General features: G+C 64.3%; 24 protein-coding genes and 1 tRNA gene. 7 read left to right on the forward strand and 18 right to left on the reverse strand.

Annotated features, from left to right (window positions below):
- The first annotated feature begins 74 nt into the window (after positions 1–74).
- Entirely contained in the window at positions 75–1,019 is a 945-nt protein-coding gene (ispH, locus tag FLQ03_RS06350) for a 4-hydroxy-3-methylbut-2-enyl diphosphate reductase (protein WP_144372533.1), read from the forward strand.
- 65 nt (positions 1,020–1,084) lie between these two features.
- On the opposite strand, the gene FLQ03_RS06355 is transcribed toward ispH, so the two are convergent.
- The 15 genes from FLQ03_RS06355 to FLQ03_RS06425 form a co-directional block, all read right to left on the reverse strand.
- Positions 1,085–1,987: a DMT family transporter gene (locus FLQ03_RS06355; RefSeq protein ID WP_144372534.1), complete on the reverse strand. Its 903-nt coding sequence runs from the start codon at positions 1,985–1,987 to the stop codon at positions 1,085–1,087.
- On the reverse strand, positions 1,984–3,465 hold the full coding sequence (locus FLQ03_RS06360; protein WP_144372535.1) for an NAD(P)H-hydrate dehydratase: 1,482 nt from the start codon (positions 3,463–3,465) through the stop codon (positions 1,984–1,986). Before FLQ03_RS06360 ends, FLQ03_RS06355 begins: the two co-directional genes overlap by 4 nt.
- Positions 3,462–4,079 (reverse strand): flavin prenyltransferase UbiX, encoded by a 618-nt coding sequence (locus tag FLQ03_RS06365; protein WP_144372536.1) that lies wholly within the window; start codon positions 4,077–4,079, stop codon positions 3,462–3,464. Before FLQ03_RS06365 ends, FLQ03_RS06360 begins: the two co-directional genes overlap by 4 nt.
- Positions 4,046–4,594, reverse strand: a complete 549-nt coding sequence (locus FLQ03_RS06370; RefSeq protein ID WP_144372537.1) for a Gx transporter family protein — start codon at positions 4,592–4,594, stop codon at positions 4,046–4,048. The genes FLQ03_RS06365 and FLQ03_RS06370 overlap by 34 nt, the downstream gene beginning before the upstream one ends.
- On the reverse strand, positions 4,575–4,946 hold the full coding sequence (locus tag FLQ03_RS06375) for a NusG domain II-containing protein (protein WP_206210879.1): 372 nt from the start codon (positions 4,944–4,946) through the stop codon (positions 4,575–4,577). The genes FLQ03_RS06370 and FLQ03_RS06375 overlap by 20 nt, the downstream gene beginning before the upstream one ends.
- Complete coding sequence (gene rapZ, locus FLQ03_RS06380) at positions 4,946–5,797, reverse strand: RNase adapter RapZ (protein WP_144372539.1); 852 nt, start codon at positions 5,795–5,797, stop codon at positions 4,946–4,948. Before rapZ ends, FLQ03_RS06375 begins: the two co-directional genes overlap by 1 nt.
- On the reverse strand, positions 5,778–6,734 hold the full coding sequence (hprK, locus tag FLQ03_RS06385; protein WP_144372540.1) for an HPr(Ser) kinase/phosphatase: 957 nt from the start codon (positions 6,732–6,734) through the stop codon (positions 5,778–5,780). Before hprK ends, rapZ begins: the two co-directional genes overlap by 20 nt.
- Positions 6,727–7,185, reverse strand: a complete 459-nt coding sequence (gene ptsN / locus FLQ03_RS06390) for a PTS IIA-like nitrogen regulatory protein PtsN (protein ID WP_144372541.1) — start codon at positions 7,183–7,185, stop codon at positions 6,727–6,729. The genes hprK and ptsN overlap by 8 nt, the downstream gene beginning before the upstream one ends.
- A gap of 213 nt (positions 7,186–7,398) precedes the next feature.
- The gene (gene hpf, locus FLQ03_RS06395) at positions 7,399–7,719 is read right to left on the reverse strand and encodes a ribosome hibernation-promoting factor, HPF/YfiA family (RefSeq protein ID WP_144372542.1); all 321 of its coding nucleotides are present in this window, start codon (positions 7,717–7,719) and stop codon (positions 7,399–7,401) included.
- A 60-nt stretch (positions 7,720–7,779) separates the two neighbouring features.
- Positions 7,780–9,189, reverse strand: a complete 1,410-nt coding sequence (locus tag FLQ03_RS06400) for an RNA polymerase factor sigma-54 (protein WP_144372543.1) — start codon at positions 9,187–9,189, stop codon at positions 7,780–7,782.
- A 5-nt stretch (positions 9,190–9,194) separates the two neighbouring features.
- Entirely contained in the window at positions 9,195–9,923 is a 729-nt protein-coding gene (gene lptB / locus FLQ03_RS06405; RefSeq protein ID WP_144372544.1) for an LPS export ABC transporter ATP-binding protein, read from the reverse strand.
- The gene (lptA, locus tag FLQ03_RS06410; RefSeq protein WP_144372545.1) at positions 9,920–10,426 is read right to left on the reverse strand and encodes a lipopolysaccharide transport periplasmic protein LptA; all 507 of its coding nucleotides are present in this window, start codon (positions 10,424–10,426) and stop codon (positions 9,920–9,922) included. Before lptA ends, lptB begins: the two co-directional genes overlap by 4 nt.
- On the reverse strand, positions 10,416–10,979 hold the full coding sequence (lptC, locus tag FLQ03_RS06415) for an LPS export ABC transporter periplasmic protein LptC (protein ID WP_144372546.1): 564 nt from the start codon (positions 10,977–10,979) through the stop codon (positions 10,416–10,418). Before lptC ends, lptA begins: the two co-directional genes overlap by 11 nt.
- A complete protein-coding gene (gene kdsC / locus FLQ03_RS06420; protein ID WP_144372547.1) occupies positions 10,976–11,500 on the reverse strand; it encodes a 3-deoxy-manno-octulosonate-8-phosphatase KdsC in 525 nt (174 codons plus the stop codon). Before kdsC ends, lptC begins: the two co-directional genes overlap by 4 nt.
- An 8-nt stretch (positions 11,501–11,508) precedes the next feature.
- Complete coding sequence (locus tag FLQ03_RS06425; protein WP_420855650.1) at positions 11,509–12,483, reverse strand: KpsF/GutQ family sugar-phosphate isomerase; 975 nt, start codon at positions 12,481–12,483, stop codon at positions 11,509–11,511.
- Between the two features lie 103 nt (positions 12,484–12,586).
- On the opposite strand from FLQ03_RS06425, the gene FLQ03_RS06430 reads away from it, so the two are divergent.
- Entirely contained in the window at positions 12,587–14,554 is a 1,968-nt protein-coding gene (locus FLQ03_RS06430) for a monovalent cation:proton antiporter family protein (RefSeq protein ID WP_144372549.1), read from the forward strand.
- 157 nt (positions 14,555–14,711) lie between these two features.
- Here FLQ03_RS06430 and FLQ03_RS06435 read toward each other — a convergent pair whose 3' ends face one another.
- The 3 genes from FLQ03_RS06435 to FLQ03_RS06445 form a co-directional block, all read right to left on the reverse strand.
- Positions 14,712–16,883, reverse strand: coding sequence for an AsmA family protein (locus tag FLQ03_RS06435; RefSeq protein WP_144372550.1), 2,172 nt, complete (start codon positions 16,881–16,883; stop codon positions 14,712–14,714).
- Positions 16,884–16,920: 37 nt separating this feature from the next.
- A tRNA-Gly gene (locus tag FLQ03_RS06440) sits at positions 16,921–16,994 on the reverse strand.
- 125 nt (positions 16,995–17,119) lie between these two features.
- Positions 17,120–18,442: a sodium-dependent transporter gene (locus FLQ03_RS06445; RefSeq protein WP_144372551.1), complete on the reverse strand. Its 1,323-nt coding sequence runs from the start codon at positions 18,440–18,442 to the stop codon at positions 17,120–17,122.
- A gap of 575 nt (positions 18,443–19,017) precedes the next feature.
- Here FLQ03_RS06445 and FLQ03_RS06450 point away from each other — a divergent pair.
- From FLQ03_RS06450 to FLQ03_RS06470, 5 genes are all read left to right on the forward strand, one after another.
- Entirely contained in the window at positions 19,018–20,013 is a 996-nt protein-coding gene (locus FLQ03_RS06450) for an asparaginase (RefSeq protein WP_144372552.1), read from the forward strand.
- A gap of 472 nt (positions 20,014–20,485) precedes the next feature.
- Positions 20,486–21,046, forward strand: coding sequence for an AAA family ATPase (locus FLQ03_RS06455; RefSeq protein ID WP_144372553.1), 561 nt, complete (start codon positions 20,486–20,488; stop codon positions 21,044–21,046).
- 214 nt (positions 21,047–21,260) lie between these two features.
- Positions 21,261–21,479: an RNA-binding S4 domain-containing protein gene (locus tag FLQ03_RS06460; RefSeq protein WP_144372554.1), complete on the forward strand. Its 219-nt coding sequence runs from the start codon at positions 21,261–21,263 to the stop codon at positions 21,477–21,479.
- A complete protein-coding gene (locus tag FLQ03_RS06465) occupies positions 21,476–21,703 on the forward strand; it encodes an oxidoreductase-like domain-containing protein (protein ID WP_240802214.1) in 228 nt (75 codons plus the stop codon). Before FLQ03_RS06460 ends, FLQ03_RS06465 begins: the two co-directional genes overlap by 4 nt.
- Complete coding sequence (locus FLQ03_RS06470; protein ID WP_144372555.1) at positions 21,700–22,584, forward strand: 3',5'-nucleoside bisphosphate phosphatase; 885 nt, start codon at positions 21,700–21,702, stop codon at positions 22,582–22,584. Before FLQ03_RS06465 ends, FLQ03_RS06470 begins: the two co-directional genes overlap by 4 nt.
- Position 22,585: the final 1 nt, after the last annotated feature.

Here is a 22,585-nt window from a genome sequence, read left to right on the forward strand (position 1 = left end):
GGTTGGCCGCGTGCGGCCAACCCTGTGGTACACAGGCCGCCAGCGTGCGGCCTCATTCATGCAAAGGATTTCCGATGACGAAGACCATCATGCTGGCCAACCCGCGCGGCTTCTGCGCCGGGGTGGACCGTGCCATCGCCATCGTCGAGCGTGCGCTGGAAAAATACGGCGCGCCGATCTACGTGCGTCACGAGGTGGTGCATAACCGTTTTGTGGTGGATAACCTGCGCGAAAAAGGCGCCATCTTCATCGAAGAGATGAAGGACGTGCCGGCAGGTAGTACCTTGATTTACTCCGCGCACGGTGTGCCATTGTCGGTGCGGCAAGAGGCCGAGGCGCTGGGCCTCACCGTGTACGACGCCACCTGTCCGCTGGTGACCAAGGTGCATGTCGAGGTGAAACGCATGCACCAGGCCGGCATGGAGATTCTGATGATCGGCCACAAGGGTCACCCCGAAGTGGAAGGCACCATGGGCCAGGTCGGCGACCGCATGTACCTGGTAGAGTCGGTGGCCGACGTAGCCACGCTGCAGGTGCAGAACCCGGCGATGCTGGCGTACGTTAGCCAGACCACGCTGTCGGTAGACGAAACCCGTGACATCATCGAGGCGCTGAAGGCGCGTTTCCCGGCTATCCACAGCCCGAAGAAGGACGATATCTGCTACGCCACGCAAAACCGCCAGGACGCGGTAAAAGTGCTGGCCGATGCGTGCGACATCGTGGTGGTGGTGGGCTCGCCCAATAGCTCCAACTCCAACCGCCTGCGCGAAGTGGCCGCGCTGAAGGGGGTGGACGCCTATATGGTGGATAACGCCAGCCTGCTGCAGGCCGAGTGGTTTAGCGGCAAGCAACGCGTTGGCGTGACTGCCGGCGCCAGTGCGCCAGAGGTACTGGTGCAGGCGGTGATCGAGCAGATCAAGGCCTTTGGCGCCGAAACGGTGAGCGAGCTGGACGGGGTGGAAGAGCACATCACCTTCGCCTTGCCGCCTGGTCTGCGCGAGATCAAGCCGCAGGCGTGATCGTTGCTGCCAGACGCAAAAAAGCCAGGCCGGGTGCCTGGCTTTTTTCATGCTGCTGGCGCGTGCTAATGCGCTTGTGCCGGCCGCAGGAACGGCAGCGGCAGCTTTTGCAGCACCAGCCCACCCAGGATCAGGCCCAGGCCGGCGAGGGTGCTGGGCAGGATGGGCTCGCCCAGCAGCGTGCTGATCAGCATCAGCGACAGGATCGGCGACAGGAAGATCAGGTTGGCAATGCGTGCCGTGCTGCTGGTGAGCTTCATCGCGGCCAACCACAGCACGAAGGTAAAGCCCATTTCCAGCGCACCGACGTAGGCGGCGCCAGCGATGCCCTGCCACGCTACCGGGCGCAACTCGCCTGTTAACGCGCACCACAGCACGATCATCGGCAGCGACAGCAGGAAGTTCAGCGTCAGCCCCAGCACCGGCTCGCGCTCGTCCTTGGCGTTGAACAGCCAGTAGCCGGCCCACAGCAGCGTAGACAGCAAGGCAAAGCCGACGCCGGCCAGATTACTGAACTCCAGCGCCAGCGGCGCGCCGCGGGTGGCGATGGTCAGCACCCCGCTGTAGCACACCAGGGCGGCCAGGCTGTCCTGCAGCTTCAGCTTCTGTTTCAGTACCGGCACCGCCAGCAGCGTCATGGTCAGCGCCCAGGTGTAGTTGATGGCCTGCGCTTCCTGTGCCGGTAGCAGCGCGTAGGCCTGGAACAGGATCAGGTAGTAGGCAAACGGGTTGACCGCGCCCAGGATCGCGCTGCGGCGCCAGTGCTGGCGCAGCGCCGGTACCAGCTCGCCCAGGCGGCGTTGCCAGCCCAGGATGGCCAGCAGCGACAGCAGGGAAAAAGCGCTGGCGTACAGTACCAGCTGCGCCGGGCTGAGATGGGCCAGGCTGAGTTTGAAGGCACTGGCCACGGTGGACCAGGCCAGCACGGCGGACAAGCCGCAGGCGTAGGCTTTGTGTTGCGAAGTCAAAATGCAGGGGCTCCGGCCTGTTTCAGGCGCAGGTTCAGTTCTTGGGTCATCAGTTGCAGGGTGGTGCTGGCGCTCAGGCCGATCGGGCCACCCTGCGCCAGTTCGTAGTGCTCGCCGGCGCTGGCGTGCAGCTCGGCCGCCAGATGGGCGGCGTCCAGCAGCGACAGGCCTTGTGCCAGCAAGGCGGCAATGGAACCGCCCAGCAAGTCGCCTTGGCCGGCTACCGCCAGCGCCGGGCTGCCGCGTGTCAGCAGGCGGTAAGGCTGGCTGGCGTTGCCGATCAGCGTGCCGCTGCCTTTGAGCAGCACATTGCCGGCATAGCGCAGGCACAGCTGCTGCCATGCGGCCAACCTGTCTTGCTGGATGGTGTCGGTATCGCTGTCCAGCAAGCGCGCAGCTTCGGTGGGGTGTGGCGTCAGCAGCGTAGGGTAGCGGCGCTGGCGCAGCTTTTCCTGCAGCAACTGGTCGGCAGCCAGCAGGTTGAGGGCGTCGGCGTCCAGGATCAGCGTGTTGTCGTGCAGGATCAGTTTGGCCATCAGCGCGTGGGCATCATCGCTCAGGCCCAGGCCCGGGCCCAGCAGTAACACATGGCTGGCCGGGATGTGCAGGCTGTCTTGCCAGCTGCGCAGCATCAGCTCCGGCGCTTGCGGGTCCAGCGGCAGCGGGGACTGGGCATGCACGAATACCTTGCCGGCGCCCAGCGCCAGCGCGGCACGGCCGGCAAGGATGGCGGCCCCGCCCATGCCGTTGGCGCTGCCGACAATGCTGACGGTGCCGTAGCTGCCCTTGTGGCTGGCGTGACGGCGCAGCAGCGGGCGCACCGACGGAACGGTTAGCCGGCCTGCCGGTGGCGGATACAGGCCCGGCGGGCAATCCAGGCTATCGATCAGCACTTTGCCGCTGTAGTCGCGGCCCTGGCCGGTAAACAGGCCGGGCTTGGCCCCCAGCAGCGTCAGCGTCAAATCGGCACGTACGGCGGCGCCCTGCGGCTGGCCGGTGTAGGCGTCCAGCCCGCTGGGCACGTCGATGGCCAGCCGGCGGCACGGCAGGTCGTCCAGCTGGCGGATCAGCCGCAGCCAGGCGCCTTGTAGCGGGCGCGACAAGCCAACGCCGAACAGGCCGTCCAGCAGCCAGTCGGGCCGGGCGTCGCCCAGGGTTGGCCGCACGCTGCCGCCGCGCGCTTGCCACGCGACTAGTGCAGCCTGGGTCGCCGGGCTGGTCGGCGCTTGCGGCAGCAGTACGTCAACCGCGTAGCCGGCTTGTTGTAGCAGGCTGGCCGCCAGCAGGGCGTCGCCGCCGTTGTTGCCCGGCCCAGCGGCCACCAGTAGCGTGCTGCCGGGCGGGATGTGCTGGCGGCAGCAGTCGGCAATGGCCGCGGCGGCGCGCGGCATCAGCGCCAAGCCGGCGTGTTCGGCTGCCAGCTCCAGCTGGCGCAGGCCGCGTAGATCGAGCAAGTCGCTCAGGGCAGGGTGGTTCATGCGCGTTGTTCTCCCCAGCGTGGCAGCAGGCTGTGCGCCACGCCGACTTGGTCCAGGATGCGTGCCACGACAAAGTCCACCATGTCCTGTACGCTTTGCGGGTGGGTATAGAAGCCGGGGCTGGGGGGCAGGATGCAGACGCCCAACCGGGCCAGCTTCAGCATGTTTTCCAGGTGGATGGCCGATAGCGGTGCCTCGCGGGGCACCAGCACCAGCTTGCGCTGCTCCTTGATGCTGACGTCGGCGGCGCGCTCGATCAGGTTGTCGCTGCTGCCGGCGGCGATGGCGGCCAGCGTGCCCATCGAGCACGGGCACACCACCATGGCGTCGGCCGGGTTGGAGCCGGAGGCCGGCGGCGCAAACCATTCTTCGCGGCCGTATACGCGCAGCAGGCCGTCGGCGGGGTGGTACTGCTCGTTCAGCCACTGCTCAAAGGCCGCCGGGCGGGACGGCAGGGTGAGGTTCATCTCCTGCTGCGCCACCACCTGAGCCGCTTGCGAGTACAGCACCCAGACGCGGACGCCGGCGGCGAGCAGGCATTCGATCAGGCGCAGGCCGTACGGCAGGCCAGAGGCGCCGGTCAGGGCAACGGTGACGGTGTGGGGTGTGGGCATGAGGCAAGCCTTTGCAACAGGTTGAGGGTAAGCAGACCGGTGGCGACGCCGCCCAGCAGGCTGGACAGCATCAGTGGCGGTAGCAGCAGCCACACGCCATCGTGCGGCATCAGCCACAGCCTGGCTAGCAGCAATTGTCCCGCAAGATGACCCATGGCGGCCAGCAGGCTATGGCTGAGTACGCCGAAAAAGCGCGCCGGCAGGCGGCTGGCCAGGGCCAGACTCAGCAGACTGGCCAAGCCGCCGCTAAGGCTGAGCCAGAAGCCGGGGCTGAACAGGCTACCCAGCAGCAGGCCGCTACCGATAATGCGCAGCAAACTGACCCAGCAGGCGGCACGCCAGCCCAGCTGCTGCAGCGCGATCAGCGTGACCAGATTGGCCAGGCCGGGTTTGACACCGGGTAGTGGTGACGGAATGGCGCTTTCCAGCAGGGCAATGACGATGCCCAGCGCGGCCAACCTGGCCAGCGTATGGTCTTGTGCACTGACACGGAGGCTAGAAGGCCAGCGAGTCATGGCCGCTGTCTCCTTCCAGTGTGATGGCGGTACGGTTGGGCAGGCACAGCGCGGTGCTGCCGGGGCGCTGCAGCCAGCCTTGCTGTACGCAGTACTGGCGCGGGCTGGGGTCGGACGCAATACGGGCGCGGCCCGCGCGGATCTCGACAATGGTTTGCCCCAGCGGGCCTTGCAGCGTGACGGTACGTTCCAGCCGCAACGGCCAGCGCAGCACCTGCTGGCCGTTCTGGAACAGCAGCACGTGGCTGGCGATGCCGGGGCGTAGCCATAAAAAGTAAAAGCTGCCGAAGCAGCTTGCGGCCAACGCGCCGAGTAGCAACAGGTCGCCGACCCGTATGCCCGCCAGGCGCATCAATGGTCGCCCTGGCGACCGCCCAGTTGGCGGTGACGGATCAGCACCTGTTCGTCGGGGAAGCTGGCCGCCAGGCGTTCGGTCAGGTAGACCGAGCGGTGCTGGCCACCGGTGCAGCCGATGGCGATGGTGACGTAGCTGCGGTTGTCCTGCTTGAAGCGCGGCAGCCAGGTGGCCAGAAAGGTGCGGATATCGTCTTCCATTTGCTGTACTTCCGGTTCGCCGGCAAAGAAATCGCAAATGGCCTGGTCGCGCCCGGTGAGCGGGCGCAGTGCCTCTTCGTAGTACGGGTTGGGCAGGCAACGCACGTCGAACACGAAGTCGGCATCCAGCGGAATGCCGTGCTTGAAGCCGAACGACTCGAACACCACGGTCATGCGGCTACCGTCGGCACCCGCCAGCAGCTTGACGTAACCGCGCAGGGCATTGGCCGACAGGTGGCTGGTGTCGATGCGATGGCCCAGCTCGCCGACGTGCTCCAGCATCTCGCGTTCCAGGCGGATGCATTCTTCTACCGTCAGGCTGCTATTGGATAGCGGGTGGCGGCGGCGGGTCTCGGAGAAGCGCTTGACCAGCACTTCGCTGCTGGCTTCCAGGTACAGCAGGCGGACGTCAACGTCCAGTGCGCGCAGTGCCTTGATGGCGCCAGGCAGCGCGGCCAGCGTGGGCGCCGAACGGGTGTCGACGCTGATGGCGATCTGGCTATGACCGTGCTCGTGGTACAGCGCGATGGCATCGGCCAGCATGCTGGGCGGCAGGTTGTCGACACAGTAGTAACCGCTGTCTTCCAGCACCCGTAGCGCGACGGATTTGCCTGAGCCGGACAAGCCACTAATCAGAATCAGCTGCATGTTCCTGGTCCCGTAACAGGTTGGTGTGGCGATCGATGAACTCGCGCGTGCTGTCGATGCCGCGCAGTTGCAGGATGTAGTTGCGCACCGCGGCTTCCACCAGTACGGCCAGGTTGCGGCCGGCCGCTACCGGCAGGATGACCTTGCGCACGGTGACGCCCAGGATGTCTTGCGTCTCGGACTGGATGTTCAGTCGGTCCAGCGCCTGCATGGCTTGGTCGTTGGCTTTGATCAGGTGAATGATCAGCTTCAGTACCTTCTTCGGCCGTACGGCGGTTTCACCAAAGATGGTGCGGATGTTCAGGATGCCCAGGCCACGTACTTCCAGGAAGTCACGCAGCAGTGGCGGGCAGCGGCCCTCCAGCGTTTCCGGGCCAATGCGGTACAGTTCCACCGCGTCATCGGCGACCAGACCGTGGCCACGCGAGATCAGCTCCAGCGCCAGCTCGCTTTTACCCATGGCCGAATCGCCCATGATCAGCACGCCGATTTCCAGCACGTCGAGGAACACACCGTGCATCACGGTGGATACCGCCAGCGCGCGCGCCAGGTAGATGCGCAACACGTCCATCAGGTACGGGCTTTCCAGCGGCGTACTCATCAGCGGCACGTTGTGGGTCTGGCAGTAATCCTGCAGCAGGCGCGGCACCGGCTGGCCGTTGGCCACAATGACCACCGCCATGTTCTTGTGGAACAGCTGGTCCAGCGCGGTACGGGCGGCAGCTTGTTCCAGTTTGTTCAGGTATTCGGACTCGGCCAGACCCAGCACCTGCACCCGGTTGGGGTGGATGAAGTTCAGGTGGCCGACCAGTGCCTGTGTCGGGCGCTGTTCCTCGTTGGAAATGAGGTTGTCCGACCCGGCACGGCTGGCGACCCAGCTCAGGCTGAGCTTGTGCTTGTTGTCCTGGTACAGCCGGCGGACGCTGATATTAGGCATGGGCGGGGTTTCCGGTCAGCAAGGCGTACAGGGTGTCGGTATCGCAGCTAGCCATTTTTTCGCGCAAGCTGCGGCTGGAAAACAGCTGGGCCAGCTCGGACAGTACCTGCAGGTGCAGGTCGGTCGCCTGTTCCGGCACCAGCAGCACGAACAGCAGGTTCACCGGCTTGCCGTCCGGTGCGTCGAACGGGATGGGGTTGGCCAGGCGGATGAACACGCCGGTAGCCTCTTTCAGCCCCTTGACGCGGCCATGCGGGATGGCGACGCCCTGGCCCAGGCCGGTGGAGCCCAGCTTTTCGCGGGCAAACAGGCTGTCAAAGATCTCGCTGCGTGCGATACCGTGACTGTTTTCCACCAGCAGGCCTACCTGTTCGAACAGGCGCTTCTTGCTGGATACATCCATGTCTGCCAGCACGTTTTGCTGGGGGAGAATCTTGCCGATCAAGCTCATGATTTACATTTGCCGGAAAAAACCGTCCGCCATTCTACGCCGAGTCGGCTGTTTGCAATAGGGCGCGTCAACATGGGGCGCGGGATTGTGATGGGCATGTCGCATTGCATGCCGGACAAACCGTTCAGACCCTGGCTGGCAGGTGAAATTCCTTGCCATGCCGCACAAATGCAAAACGGGAGCCTAGGCTCCCGTTGTGGCTACTGCGTCGTTTTACAGGGCGGCGCCGGCTTGCTGCGCGCTAGCACGATGCTCCGTCTGTTTTTCCTTGAACTTCAGAACCTGACGGTCCAGTTTGTCCATCAGCGTATCGATGGCGGCATACATATCGGCTTCTTCCGATTCGACGTGAATGTCTTTGCCTGCCAGATGCACATTGACCTCCGCTTTCTGTACCAGTTTATCTACCGACAGCGTCACCGTCACGCCAATCACGTTGTCGACATGGCGGGTGATGCGTTCGAGTTTGCTCTCGATGTATTCACGGATGGATGGGGTAACTTCGAGGTGCAGACCGGTAATTTTGAGGTTCATACCCTGACTCCTTCTGTTAGCGGTGCGGTCGGGCTGGCCGCACCGGTGTTTTTGGCACTGCTATAGGGCCTTGCGAAGGCTAACTGGCGGAATCTGCATAGCTTCACGATACTTGGCGACAGTGCGTCTGGCAACCTGTATGCCTTGCGCCGTGAGCTTGTCGGCGATGGCGCTGTCCGACAGCGGTTTCTTGCTGTCTTCGGCATCGATGATCTGGCGGATCAGCGCCTTGATGGCGGTGGCAGAGCACTCTCCGCCACTGTCCGTTTCCAGTGCGTTGCCGAAGAAGTATTTCAGCTCGAACAGCCCGCGGCTGCACAGCAGGTACTTCTGCGTCGTCACCCTGGAAATGGTGGATTCATGCAATCCCAGCTCGTCTGCGATGTCGCGCAGGATCAGCGGGCGCATGGCCACTTCACCGTGTTCAAAGAACGCTTGCTGCCTTTCGACTATAGATTCCGACACTTTCAGGATGGTGTCAAACCGTTGCTGGATGTTTTTTACCAGCCATCTGGCCTCCTGCAACTGCCCTGAAAGGTTGTGACTGCTATCCTTTTGCTGCAGCATGTTCGCATACAGCTGATTTACCTGAAGTTTTGGCACCGATGCCCGGTTTAGCTGGGCAACCCAGCGTCCGCCGCGCCGTACCACATGGATGTCCGGCGCCACATAATGTGTCTCGCCCTGGTCAAAACCGCTGGTTGGCCGCGGGCGCAAGGTGGCAATCAGGGCGTGGGCAGCACGCAGTTCGGCTTCGCCCAGGCCCAGCAGTTTCTTCAGTTTGGCATAGTCGCGGTTGCCCAGCAGCGTCAGGTGTTCGGCCACCAGCGTGCGCGCCAGCGGCAGCGACAGCGTGCTGGCGGGCAGTGCTGCCAGCTGCAACAACAGGAACTCGCCCAGATGGCGGCTGCCGATGCCAGCGGGCTCGAACTGCATCATCAGCTTGCGCAGCGTTTCCAGCTCTTCTACCTCGACATCCAGCTCCAACGGCAGTTCCGCAGCGATGTCTTCCAGTGGTGTCACCAGGTAGCCGTCTTCATCCAGCTCGTCGATCAGCAGCGCCATCAGCGCGCTGTCGCGCCGGCCCAGCTGCGTTTCACCCATTTGCGCGGTCAGGTGCTCACGCAGGGTGGGGCGGCAGGGCGCGTTCAGGATGGGGTCGAACTCGTCGTCGCCATCGTGGCTGCCACCGCCACTGCCGCTGCCCCAGTCGGACAGCTCCATGCTGTCCTGGCTACGGTCTTCTGCAGTGTCGTTGCTGCTTTCCGCTACCGGGGCTTCGGCTTCGCCAGCCGGGCTGTCGCTGCTGTCGCTACCGTCATTACGTTCCAGTAGCGGGTTTTCCAGCAGGTAGCGTTCCAGTTCGCTGGATAGCTCCAGCGTGGACATCTGCAGCAGCTTGATCGATTGCTGTAGTTGCGGGGTGAGCGTCAGTTGCTGGCTGACTTTGAGCTGGAGGGTTTGCTTCATTTCGCTTACAGGTGGAAATGCTCGCCCAGGTATACCTGGCGAACCTGTTCGTTGTTGACCAGTTCATCTGGCAGGCCGGACGCCAGAACCCGGCCTTCGGAGATGATGTAGGCTCGATCGCAGATGCGCAGTGTTTCACGCACGTTGTGGTCGGTAATCAGTACCCCGATGCCGCGCTCTTTCAGGAAGGAAATGATCTTCTGGATGTCGATCACGGCAATCGGGTCGACACCGGCAAACGGTTCGTCCAGCAGGATGAAGCGCGGCTTGGTGGCCAGCACGCGGGCGATTTCCACGCGGCGGCGTTCGCCGCCGGACAGCGCCATGGCGTTGGTTTCGCGCAAGTGGCCGATATTGAGGTCGTCCAGCAGCAGCTGCAGTTCCTTGTCCAGCGCTTCGCCGGACAGGCCGGCCACTTCCAGAACCGCCTGGATGTTTTCTTCTACCGTCATCTTGCGGAAGATCGACGCTTCCTGCGGCAGGTAGCCCAAGCCCAGACGCGCACGCTTGTGGATGGGCAGGTGGGTGATGACTTCGCCATTGAGCAGGATCTCGCCTGCCTCGGCGGCGATCAGGCCCACCACCATGTAGAAGCTGGTGGTCTTGCCGGCCCCGTTGGGGCCCAGCAGGCCGATGACCTCGCCGCTGGCGATGTCCATCGAGACGTCGCGCACCACGGTACGTTTCTTGAACGTTTTCTTCAGGTGCTGGATGCTCAGCCGGCTTTGGGTCATGGTTTCTCCTGCGGTTGCAGAATGACGGTGACGCGGCCTTTGGGCGCAGTGCTGCTGGCGCCCTGGCCTTTCACCTGGTACACCTCGGTCACGGTGTTGTAGGTGATCTGCTCGCCGGACACCATGTCCTTGCCTCGGGTCACCACGGCCTTGCCGGTCAGGATCACGGTATTGCTGGCGGAGTCATAATCGACACGCGCTGCGCGGCCATCCACGTATTCGGTCTGGCCATCCAGTTTCTGGCGGAACTGCACCGGGTTGCCGGTGGCCACCAGCTTCTGGCGACCGCTGGGGTCGCGGGTGGCGACGGTTTTGTCGGCGCGCAGGTTCAATGTGCCCTGCACCACCACGACATTGCCTTCAAACACGTTGATACCCTGTTTCTGGTCCAGCGCGGCACTGTCGGCGTTGACTTCGATCGGTTTGCTGCTGTCGGCTTTTTCGGCCAGGGCAGCGGAGGTGGCCGCGCTCAGCAATAGCGCGAGCAGCAGTCTAGGGCGCATAGAAAATCCTTACGTCGGACAGCAGCTTCAGCTGGCCGGCTGGGTGATTGTAGTAAAAGCCTGTGGCCCGGATGCGGGATTGGCCGTCATCAATGGCGACCGGTGCCTGGTTACGCAGGATGCCGCTTTGGGTGTTCAGCTGCAGGGTGGACGTTTGCAGGTACACGGCGCGCTGTTCGGCGGTGGCTTGCCGTACCAGGTTGACGTTGCCATCGAACTGGCCATCGCCGCTGGTGTGGTTGTACACGCCGCGATCGGACTTCAGCTGGTAGTCCAGCGTGCCGGCGCGATATTGCTTGACGTCCATCTGCTGCAGATACACCTGCTCCTGCTCGGGCAGTTTCCACATCTTGCGGGTGACCAGGCGCTGCTGCAGCTCGCCGCGTTCGTCGAAGCGGGTGGCGGTCAGCTGCTCGACCGTGTACTCCGGTTCGTTCGGGTTTTTCGGGCGCTGTTCCGGTGCGCGCCATTGCGTCAGCACATTCAGCCAGAACGCCAGCAGCCCCATGCCCAGCATCAGGCCGATGGGAAAGAGTCGGGCGGTGCGGTTCATGCCAGGTAACTTGCCATCACGCGGTCGTAGCTGCCTTGCGCCTGCATGATCAGTTCACACAGTTCGCGCACGGCGCCGCGGCCACCGCGGTTGCCAGTGACAAAGTGGGCGTGCTGGCGCACGAAGCTGGGGGCGTCGGGTACGGCTACGGCCAGACCGACGCGGCTCATTACCGGCAGGTCGATCACGTCGTCACCGATGTAGGCGCAGTCTTCGGCGGCAATACCGGTTTTGGCCAGCAGCTCGGCAAACGCCGTGCGCTTGTCGTGCACGCCCTCGTAGTAGTGGTCGATGCCCAAGCCGCGGGCGCGGTGCGCCACGCTGGGGGCGGCGCGGCCGGTGATGATGGCCAGCTGCACGCCGGTGGCTTGCAGCATCTTGAGGCCGTGCCCGTCCAGCGTATTGAAAGCCTTGAACTCTTCGCCGCTGGCAGTAATGAAAATGCGGCCGTCGGTCAGTACGCCGTCCACGTCCAGAATCAACAGGCGGGTACGCTTCGCCAGTTCGCTGATTTTCTGCATGACTATCCTTACACCACGCCTGCTTTCAGCAGGTCGTGCATATTGAGGGCGCCGATCAGGCGGCCGTGTTCGTCCACCACCAGCAAGCCGTTGATCTTGCGCAGCTCCATTTCCTTGGCGGCCTCGGTGGCCAGCAGGTTGGCTGCAATGGTTCGTGGTTGCGGGTGCATCACGTCGTCGATGGTCAGGCCGGCCAGGTCCAGGCTGCGGTCCAGTGTGCGACGCAGGTCGCCGTCGGTGAAGATGCCGGCCAGCGTGCCATCTGCGGCCAGTACGGCGGTCATGCCCAGCCCTTTGCGCGTCATTTCCAGCAGTGCGTCTTTCAGCGAGGTGCCCAGCGGCACCACCGGCAAGGCGTCACCGCTGTGCATCACGTCGCGGATGTGCACCAGCAGGCGGCGGCCCAGGCTGCCGCCCGGGTGCGACAGCGCGAAGTCTTCGGGGCGGAACTGGCGGGCGTCCAGCAGGGTAACCGCCAGTGCGTCGCCCAGTGCCAGTGCGGCGGTGGTGCTGGTGGTCGGCGCCAGGCCCAGCGTACAGGCTTCCTTGTCGACCGCTGCGTCCAGGTGCACGCTGGCTTCGCGCGCCAGCGTGGATTGCGGGCGGCCGGTCATGGCGATGATCGGAATGCCTTTGCGCTTCAACGCCGGCAGCAGCGCGATGACTTCGTCACTTTCGCCGGAGTTGGACAGCGCCAGGATCACATCGCTGGTGGTGACCATGCCCAGGTCGCCGTGGGCGGCTTCGGCCGGGTGCATGAAGAACGACGGCGTGCCGGTGCTGGCCAGCGTGGCGGCAATCTTGCAGCCGATGTGACCCGACTTGCCGATGCCGGTGACGATGATGCGGCCGGTACACGCCAGCACCAGCTCGACAGCGGCCAGAAAGCTGTCTTCCAGACGCTGTGCCATGCTGCGCAGGGCGTCTGCTTCGATGTTCAGGACTTCGCGCGCCAGCGCCAGTCGCTGTTGTTTTTGCTCAATATCCATAGTGTTCCAGTATATCAGCTTATAATCGTTCGACCTTATCCGGCGGGTGCAAGTTTTGCTTGCCGGGCGTTTTTGTCGCGAGGAGACGTTCCCCCCGATGCATTCCCTGTTTCCCATTGTTGTCGTTCTGCTGGTGGCCGTGCTGTCGGTCACCGCCTGCCGCAGTTTGCGTGTGCCGCCCATGCTGGGCTATCTGGTTGTCGGTTTTCTGGCCGGCCCCGGCGTCATGCACCTGATCCCGGAAGGCCCGGAAACCGAGTTCATGGGCGAAATCGGCATCGTGTTCATGATGTTCTCCATTGGCCTGGAGTTCTCGCTGGCCAAACTCAAGGCCATGAAGCACCTGGTGTTCGGGGTGGGCCTGGCACAGGTGGTGGTGACGCTGCTGCTGATCATGGCCGCCATTGGCTGGCTCACCGGCAGCTTGCTGACCGGTTTTGCCATCGGCGCCGCGCTGACCATGTCGTCTACCGCCATCGTCAGCAAACTGCTGGCCGAGCGGCTGGAGCTGGCGCAGCCGCACGGCCAGATGGCGATGGGCACCTTGCTGTTCCAGGATATTGCCGTGGTGCCGCTGCTGATCCTGCTGCCGGCCTTTGCGGCCAACTCCAGCCACCTGGCGGTGGACCTGGGCCTGGCGGCGGTGAAGGTGGTGCTGGTGCTCAGCCTGCTGCTGGTGTTCGGCCAGCGCCTGGTGCGGCCGTGGTTCCACCTGGTGGCGCGGCAGCGCTCCAGCGAGCTGTTCATGATCAACGTGCTGCTGATTACGCTGGGCGTGGCGTTCATTACGCAGCAGGCCGGGCTGTCGCTGGCGCTGGGGGCCTTTGTGGCCGGCATGCTGATCTCGGAAACCGAATACCGCTTTCAGGTGGAAGAGGACATCAAGCCGTTCCGCGACATCCTGCTGGGCTTCTTCTTCATTACCGTCGGCATGCGGCTGGACGTGGGCGTGCTGTTCCAGCAGTCCGGCGCGGTGCTGCTGATGCTGTTGTTGCTGCTGCCGGTCAAGCTGCTGGTGGTGTTTGCGCTGGCGCGTGCGCTGGGGCACCGTGCCAACGACGCGCTGAAGGCCGCGCTGGCGCTGGCGCAGGGCGGCGAGTTCGGCTTTGTGCTGCTGTCGCTGTCCGGCAGTTTGCAGCTGCTGCCTCCGGCGCTGGAGCAGGCGGCCATCGCCGGCATCCTGGTGTCGATGCTGGTGGCGCCGTTCCTGATCCAGTACGCCGACCGTATTGCCAAGCGCCTGATCAAGCAGGACTGGGCGCTGCAGGCGGTGGATCTGCACCAGATCCTGGTGCAGACCATGAGCAAGAGCGAGCACGTCATCATCTGCGGTTACGGCCGTAGCGGCCAGTATCTGGCGCGTTTGCTGGATAGCGAAGACATCGCTTTCTTTGCGCTCGACCTCGACCCCGAGCGCGTGCGCGAGGCCGGCGAGGCTGGTGACCCGGTGGTATTCGGCGACGCCGCCAAACGCGAGGTACTGATGGCCGCCGGCGCCATGCGCGCCAAGGCGGTGGTGATCACTTTTGCCGACACCCACGCTTCCGAGCGCATCATCGACGTGGTGCGCCAGCTGCGCAGCGACCTGCCGGTAATCGTGCGCACCATCGACGACAGCGATATCGAACAGCTGCGCCACGCCGGCGCCGACGAAGTGGTATCCGAGGTGATGGAGGGCAGCCTGATGCTGGCCTCCCACGCGCTGGTGGTGCTGGGCGTGCCGCTGGGCCGCGTGCTGCGCCGTATCCGCAGCGTGCGCGAAGAGCGCTACAACCTGTTCAAGGGCTTCTTCCGCGGCGCCAGCGACGAAGTAGACGGTATCGACGACAGCCAGATGTCGCGCCTGCACAGCGTGCAGCTGGTGAGCGGCGCGCACGCTATCGGCTCGCCGATCGGTGCCTTGCGTCTGGCCGACGGCGGCGTGGAGGTAAAAGCCGTCCGCCGCGGTTACACGCGCTACACCGAGCTGACGCCCGATTTCGAGTTGCACGAGGGCGACGTGCTGGTGCTGCTGGCACGGCCGGAGCAGCTGCTGCAGGCCGAAACCCTGCTGCTGCAAGGCTAGCGTGCAGGGTTGGCCGCAGCGCAGCCTGCGGCCAACCCTGCGGCCAACCCTGCGGCCAACCCTGCGGCCAACCCTGCGGCCAACCCTGCGGCCAACCCTGCGGCCATGAAAAAGCCCGACCGGCATTTCGCGGGTCGGGCCTTGGCGGCGGCAACGCTTACTTGCTGCCGGGCAGGATGGTGGTGATCTGTTTGGTCAGCTCTTTCTTCAGCGCCTGCTGCTTCTCGGTTTCGGTCTTCTTGCCTTTCACCATCGCATTGAAATCCAGCGAGTAGGTGGGCTTGTTGATCTGGCCGGTGATCTTCAGCGGCACGTCGATGCCGCCCAGCTTGCTGAACGCCTGCGGGTTGCCACGGGCGTTCAGGTTGAAGTCCACAATGCTCTGCGTCAGGTCGAACTTGCCGCTGCCGGTAACGTTCACCAGCGAGGACGCCAGTTTCAGGTCCTGGTTGCGGGCAATGCCGTTATCCAGCTCGAAGGCGGCCGACAGTGCCGAGAAGGTGGTTTTCTGGTCGGCCTTGGCCACCACGGTGTTGTTGTTCCAGTCTTTCAGTTCGCCCGGCAGGTCGCGCAGTGCCGATACCAGGTCGATACCGGTCAGTGCGCCTTTTTCCAGCCGCACTGCCACCTTGCCGCTCAGCGTATTGCGCAGTGCGGCCAGCGAGTTGCCATGTGCGCTCAGTTGTACCCAGCCGTTGCCGGCGCCTTCCACCCGGTTGAAGTCGAACAGGTCCAGCAGCAGTGGCTTGATCTGCATGCCGACCAGTTGCTGCGACACCTCGACGCGCGGCTCCTTGTCACGCAGCAGCTTGATGCTGCCTTGCAGCTTGCCGTCGTAGATTTCGGCACCCAGCTGGTCCAACTGAATGCTTTCCGGGCGCGCCTTGATATCGGCAGTCACGCCTTTGACGCGGAAGCGGCCCACCGCCAGTTCGCCTACCGACAGTTTGCCGTCCAGGTTGAGGAAGTCCATCCAGTCCAGGCGGAACGGCGTGCCGTTCTGGAACAGCGCCACCGCTTTCTCGGCCTGGTTTTCCGGCAGGTAGCGGTTCAGGTCGAGCTTGCCGACCGTCAGAGTGGCTTCATGGCGTGGCTGCATGAAACCGTACTGGGTGGCGGTGGCGGCCAGCGAGGCGCCATCCAGCTGGCCGGCCACGCGCAGATTGAGGCGGCTGTCGGTCAGGTCGCCATCCAGCGCACCTTGCAGCGAGGCCTGCAGTTGGCCGCGCGGCAGGGCCGGGGTTTTCAGGTGGGTGGTCAGCGTCAGTGGTTCCAGGCGCAGCTGGTGGTAGGCGGCCAGGCTTAGCGGTGCGCGCAGGTTCATGCTGAGCGAATGGCCGCCGACGCTCCAGGAAAAATTACCCAGCATCTGGTCGGCAAAGGCGCCGTCGCGATTGAGGCGGATCTCGGCCAGCTGGCTGGAGAAACGGTACTGGGTACGGGCGTAGTCCACGGTGCCGGAAACGGTGGCAGCCGGGGTGGTCAGCTCGGTCAGGCTGGCGCTCACTTGCGGCAGGCGCGCTTCGGCGTGCCCCTTCGGCATCGAGGTGTCCAGTGTGACTTTCAGGTCTTCGCCGCTGGCCAGCAGGTTGCCGAAGTTCAGCTTCAGGCGGCCTTCGGCGCGCATGCGCACCTCGCCCAGCTTGTCGGTACTGCCGATGGCCAGGGCGTCCAGCTGGTCGATGTTCACCTGGTCGTCCTGGCGCGTAAACGGCGCCTTCACCGCCAGGCTCAGCATGCGGTTATCGCTGACCAGACGGCCACCGAACGACAGCCGGGCGTCCGACTTCAGCCCCTCCACGTCCAGGCTGCCTTCTTCCAGCCGGCTGATGCGGCCGTTGACGCGGTCGGCCACCGTGAGGGTGGTGCCGCGCAGGGTGAGGGTATCGAGGTCAAGTTTGAACTTGCTGGTCTTGCGCCGGCGCAGCAGGTCGGCAAAGTTGAGTGTGCCGTCGGTGGCGCGCACCACGTTCAGTTGCGTGTCGTGCAGCGCCAGGTGGGTGATGTCCAGTTCGCCAAACAAGAGCGGCATCCAGGCCAGGCGGGCTTCGACTTTGCCGATACGGGCAAAGGTGGCTGGCTGCCCCGGTTCGCTGATGGTCAGCTCGCCCAGCGACAAGCCGGGGGAGGGGAACAGCATCGGCGCAATGCGTCCGTTGATGGTGACGGTGCGGCCGGTGTCGGCCAGGGATTTTTGCAGGTTGCTGCGTACGCTCTGACTGTCAAAGCGCAGGAAAAACAGGGTCAGCCCGATCACCAGCAGGCAGCCAAGCGACAACAGGCTATAGACAGCGGTTTTGAGCCAGAGCCGGCCAGAGTTCCATTTCATGGGCATTGGTTCTGCGGCGTGATTGAACAGGGCGGGATGGAGCGGGTGAAGGGAATCGAACCCTCGTCGTAAGCTTGGGAAGCTTCTGCTCTACCATTGAGCTACACCCGCACAAAAGGTGAAGCGCGAGTATACGCATGCCGCCCGTCATAGGCAAGCCTGTGGTCCCCCGCAAAAGCGCCACCCCGCGTGCGGGGCAGGCGGGGTGGCAGAGTGGTGCGGTAGCGGGTACTGGCTTACAGGTTATGTACCAGGATGCCCAGGATCAGCACCGGGGCCAGGTAGCGGCAGAAGCCGCGCATCACGCCCAGCCATGCCGGCGTTTTGCCGTGGCGGCTCAGCTCGGCGGCCACGCTGGGCCAGACCTTCCAGCCGACGAACAGCGCCAGCAGCACCTCGCCCAGCGGCATCAGCAGGTTGGAGGTGAGGTAGTCCAGCAGGTCGAAGAAGCCTTTGCCGAACAGGGTGTATTCGCGCCAGATGCCCAGCGACAGCGACGCCGGAATGCCCAGCAGGAACACCGCCAGCGTCACCAGCCAGGCCGCTTTGCGGCGCGGCATCTTCAGCTCTTCCATGACGGCACTCACCACCACCTCTAGCAAGGACACCGAGGACGTCAGCGCCGCCACCAGCAGCAGGCAGAAGAACAGCACGGCAAACAGTTGGCCGCCGGCCATCTGCGCAAACACCGCCGGCATGGTAATGAAGGTGAGGCCGGGGCCGGCAGACGGGTCGAAACCGAAGGCGAATACCGCCGGCAGCACCATCAGGCCGGCCAGGAAGCAGGTGAGCACGGTCAGCGCAATCACCCACAGCGACGAACCCAGCAGCGGCGTGTCGCGGCCAACGTAGGAGCCGTAGGTAATCATGATGCCCATGCCCAGCGACAGCGAGAAAAACGCCAGCCCCATCGCATCCACCAGCATGGTACCGGTCACCTTGGACAGGTCGGGGGTCAGGAAGTACAGCAGGCCGTCCACCGCGCCCGGCAGCGTCAGGCCGCGTACGATCAGCACCAGCATCAGCACGAACAGCGCCGGCATCAGGAATTTGGACAGGTTTTCGATGCCCTTCTGCACGCCGCCCAGCACCACCGCCAGCGTCAGGCCGGCAAACAGGCCGTGAAAGACCAAGGGCTGCAGCGGGTCGGTAATGAAGGCATTGAAGGTGTCGCCCAGTACTTTGGCGTCGCTGGTGAGGATACTGCCGGTAAGCGACTTGCCGATGTAGGCGATGGTCCAGCCGCCGACCACGCTATAGAACGAGTAGATCAGGAAGCAGACCAGCACCCCCACCAGGCCGACGATGGGCCACGGCTTGCCGCCCAGCTGGCGGAAGGTACCCACGGCGTTGCTGCCGGCGGCGCGGCCTAGCGCCATTTCGCCCAGCATCAGTGCCAGGCCGACGCTGAGGCAGATCAACAGGTAAATCAGCAGGAATGCGCCCCCACCATTGGTGGCGGCGACGTAAGGAAACTTCCAGATGGCCCCCAGGCCGATGGCGGAACCCGCCGCTGCAAGAATAAAACCGAGGCGCGAGCCCCATTGCGATCGAGACATACAGATTTTCACTTCTAAAACGGAAACGAACCGGGCTGGCGGTAACCACCCCGCGCGGGCGCACAGCGTGCCGGTAAGCAGGCCATGCGGTCATCGCGTTCGTTGCCGGGCTTGCCGTAGCGGGTAGCCAGGGCAAGGGCCTGCAGCAGCCGGGTAGGCTGGCCGTCGGCCGGCAGCGTGCGCTGCGGAGGTTGGCCGCAGCACACGGCGGGCGTGTGGCAGAACGCACTGGCTCCATAAAGCCAGAACCGCCAGCGGCGGGCAGCCGGCTGGCGGTTTGTATACGGGATACAATCTGTAACATATCACGATCGCGCCCTGGCGTCAGCCCGGGCCTGTCCTGGTGGGTGGCGCGTGGCGTGGTCTGCCGCTTTCGGGGCTTTACTCGGCTGCTGTTGCCCATGACCCAGCCACAAAATGGCAGTTCATTGTCACCAAGCAAGCACGGGGCTGCCGTGTAGTCCGGCTCGTGCTATGTTCCGCACAGCATCGATGATAAGGATGCACGTTTGCGCGTGCCGGGCTGGCCCGGTACCCGCAAGCGGGTAACAAACAAGACTAGAAAGCCTGCGCACATGAGCAAACTGTTAATCCTCTATACCGGCGGCACCATCGGCATGGCGCCGACGCCGGCCGGCCTGGCCCCGTTGCCCGGTTATTTGCCGGCCCAACTGCAGCGGCTGGCGCGCGATGGCGTCAGCTGGGACGTGGTGGAATACCCGCAGCTGATCGACTCTTCCGCCATCACGCTGGCCGACTGGCAAAAGCTGGTGGCCGACCTGGCGGCAGCGTACGACCGTTACGATGGCTTTGTGGTGATCCACGGCACCGACACCATGGCCTATACCGCCAGCGTGCTGGCGTTTGCGCTGGAAAACCTGGCCAAGCCGGTGATCGTGACCGGTTCGCAGCTGCCGCTGGGCCACCCGCGCAGCGACGGCTGGGGCAACCTGGCCGACGCCATCGAAGCGGCCTGCCAGCCGGACCTGCACGAAGTGGCCATTGCCTTCAACCGCCTGCTGCTGCGCGGCTGCCGTGCGCGCAAGGTGGACGCGGCCAGCTTTGCCGGCTTTGACAGCCCCAACGCCGCGCCGCTGGCACGCTTCGGCATTCAGGCCGCGTGGGACAAGGCGCAATGGCGTCGTGGCAGTGGTGCCTTCCGCGCCGTCGCGCCGCAGCCGGCGCGCATCCGCAGCGGCCTGCTGCTGCCGGGCAGCATGGCGGCCGAGTTCGGCCAATGGTTGGCCGCAGATACCCCGCAGGCGGCCATCCTGCTGAGTTACGGTAACGGCAATGCGCCGGCAGACGCCGCCTTGCTGGACGGCGTGCGCCAGGCCAGTGCGCGCGGTTGCGTGGTGGTCAACCTTACCCAGTGCGTGCACGGCGCGGTGGAAGTGGGCGCCTACGCCGCCAGCCAGCCGCTGGCGCAGGCCGGCGCCGTGGCGGGTGCCGACATGACGCCGGAAGCGGCCAACGCCAAGCTGCTGTACCTGCTGGCGCAGGGGCTGGATGTGGCTGCCGTGCGTGCTGCGGTCGCGCGCGACCTGCGCGGCGAACTGAGCGTGCATTGATTAAAAAATAATCAGACGGTGTAAAGCATCGCCAAAACAGGGGCTTAGCCATGTTGTCCACAGCCCGCCCACAATGCTTTCCAGCCGGGGCGTGCATAAATGGCAGCGGCTGATTAAAAAATAATCAGCAGTAAAATGCCCCTGTACGATCAGGCACTTGCCTTGATTTTCCACAGCCCGCCCACACCCTTGCTCCCACAGGGTGTGGGCGTTTTGCTGTCTGGTGTGGCTTGGCACGTTAGTGCGTAGGGTTGGCCGCAGGCTGTGCCGGCTGCTGCTGTGTCTTGCTTAAAATTTAATCAGCATCGATAATTTTCTGCCAATTCAGTGTCTTGCATGCTTTATCCACAGCCGGTTCACATGCTTGTTACCGTCGCGTGTGGGCATTTTTTCTGCAACCACAGGTAGCAACCTGCGCCGCAGGGCAGGCAAGTAACAGGGCAGCGCGCTTGGCGCGTATAATGCAAAGCCCATGATCGATAAACGCATCCCTTGGCGCATCGCCATCGTGGGGCCGGAATCCTGCGGCAAAAGCACGTTGGCCGCCGCGCTGGCGCAGCGCTGGCAGCAGCAGGGCCAGCGCGTTGCCGTGGTGGCCGAGTACGCCCGCGACTACTACGCCCACCGGCCCTACCAGCCGACGCCGCAACACATCCTGGCGATTGCCCGCGGCCAGCTGGCCGCCGAGCAGGCCGCCCTCGCCGCCGGTGCCGACATCCTGCTGTGCGATACCACGGTGCTGACCTGCCGCATCTGGGCCGAGGTGGCCTTCGGGCAGGCCGAGCCGGCGTTGCTGGCGCTGAACCGGCCGCAGGATTACACGCTGACGCTCTTGGCTGCTGCCGACCTGCCGTGGCAGCCAGACCCGTTGCGCAGCCACCCCGAGGCGCGCGACTGGCTGCTGGGCCTGTACCGGCAGGCGCTGGACGATGCCTCTGTGGATTACCGGCTGGTCAGCGGCCACGGCGACGCTAGGTTGGCCGCCGCGTGGCAGGCGCTGTGCGACGCAGGATTGACGTTGCCTGTTTTTTAGGCAGCAGCCGCCTTTGGCTTGCAGATCAGTCACTTGCTGCGGTTGTCCACAGCCGGTGCACAAGCCTGTCCAGCCGGGGTGTGGAAAGACAAAAGCGTGCTGATTAAAAAATAATCAGTCGTAAAAAATAACTGTAAAACAAAAGCTTGTGGCGTTTGTCCACAGGCCGCGCACAGGGCTGTCAAAAGCCGGTGTGCAAAACCGAAAGATGGCGATGAACGAAATCTACGAACTGGACAGCGACTACATCCCGCTGTGTGACCTGTTGAAAACCTGCGGCGTGTGCGACACCGGCGGCATGGCCAAGCACTTCATTGCCGAGGGCAATGTGCTGGTGGACGGCCAGGTGGAGCTGCGCAAGACCAACAAGATCCGTGTGGGTCAGGTGGTGTCGGGTGACGGCTTCACCATCAAGGTGGTGGCCGCGCAGTGAGTACGCTGCCCGAGCACGGCGCGGCCGACTTCGACGACGAATTCGACCCGCAGCCGGAAGCCCCGGAAACGCCGGACGATTACGCCTGCTGTCACAGCGGCTGCCAGCCCTGCGTGTGGGACCTGTACGACGCGGCACTGGCCGAGTACCGCCAGAAACTGGCGGCCTGGCAACAGCGTGAAGCGGCACGCCAGGCGCGCACCAGCGGCGAGGGCCAAGCATGACGCCGATTGACCTGCATTTTCATTCCACTGCCTCCGACGGTGGCCTGGCCCCGGCCGAGGTGATTCGCCGTGCTGCCGAGCGCGGCGCCACCTTGCTGGCGCTGACCGACCACGACTGCACCGCCGGCCTGGCCGAAGCGGCGGCCACCGCAGCGGAATGCGGCGTGCCGTTCCTGAACGGGGTGGAAATTTCGGTTAGCTGGCAGCAGCGCCATACCGTGCACATCGTTGGCCTGGGTATCGATGCGGCGAACCCGGTGCTGCAAGCCGGCTTGCAGTCCATCCGCGACGGCCGCGTCGAGCGCGCGCGCCAGATGTCGGCGTCGCTGGAAAAGGCCGGCATTCACGGCGCTTTTGACGGCGCCATGCGCTTTGCCGGCAACCCCGATATGGTGGGCCGCACCCACTTTGCCCGTTACCTGGTGCAAAGCGGTGAAGTCAAAGATGTGAAAACCGTGTTCCGCAAATTCCTTACCGCCGGCAAGCCGGGCTACGTGCCGCACGAGTGGGCTAGCCTGGAAGACGCGGTAGCGTGGATACGCGCCGCCGGCGGCATGGCCGTAATCGCCCACCCCGGCCGTTACGATATGGGGCGCACGCTGATCGAGCGCCTGATCCTGGACTTCAAAGCCGCCGGCGGCGAAGCCATCGAAATTGCCAGCGGCAGCCACAGCCTGGACGACATGATCAAGTTTTCGCTGCACGCCCAGCGCCACGGCCTGTACGCCAGCGCCGGCAGCGACTTTCATGCGCCAGGTGAGGGCGGCCGCGACGTGGGCAGTACCCAGCCGCTGCCGCCGATCTGCCAGCCCGTCTGGCAGGCGCTGGCGCACCGCGTGCTGCAGCCTGCGGCCAACCCCGCGGCCAACCTAGCGAGCTAAT

Source organism: Vogesella urethralis, assembly GCF_007644045.2.
GTDB classification, from domain to species: Bacteria; Pseudomonadota; Gammaproteobacteria; order Burkholderiales; family Chromobacteriaceae; genus Vogesella; species Vogesella urethralis.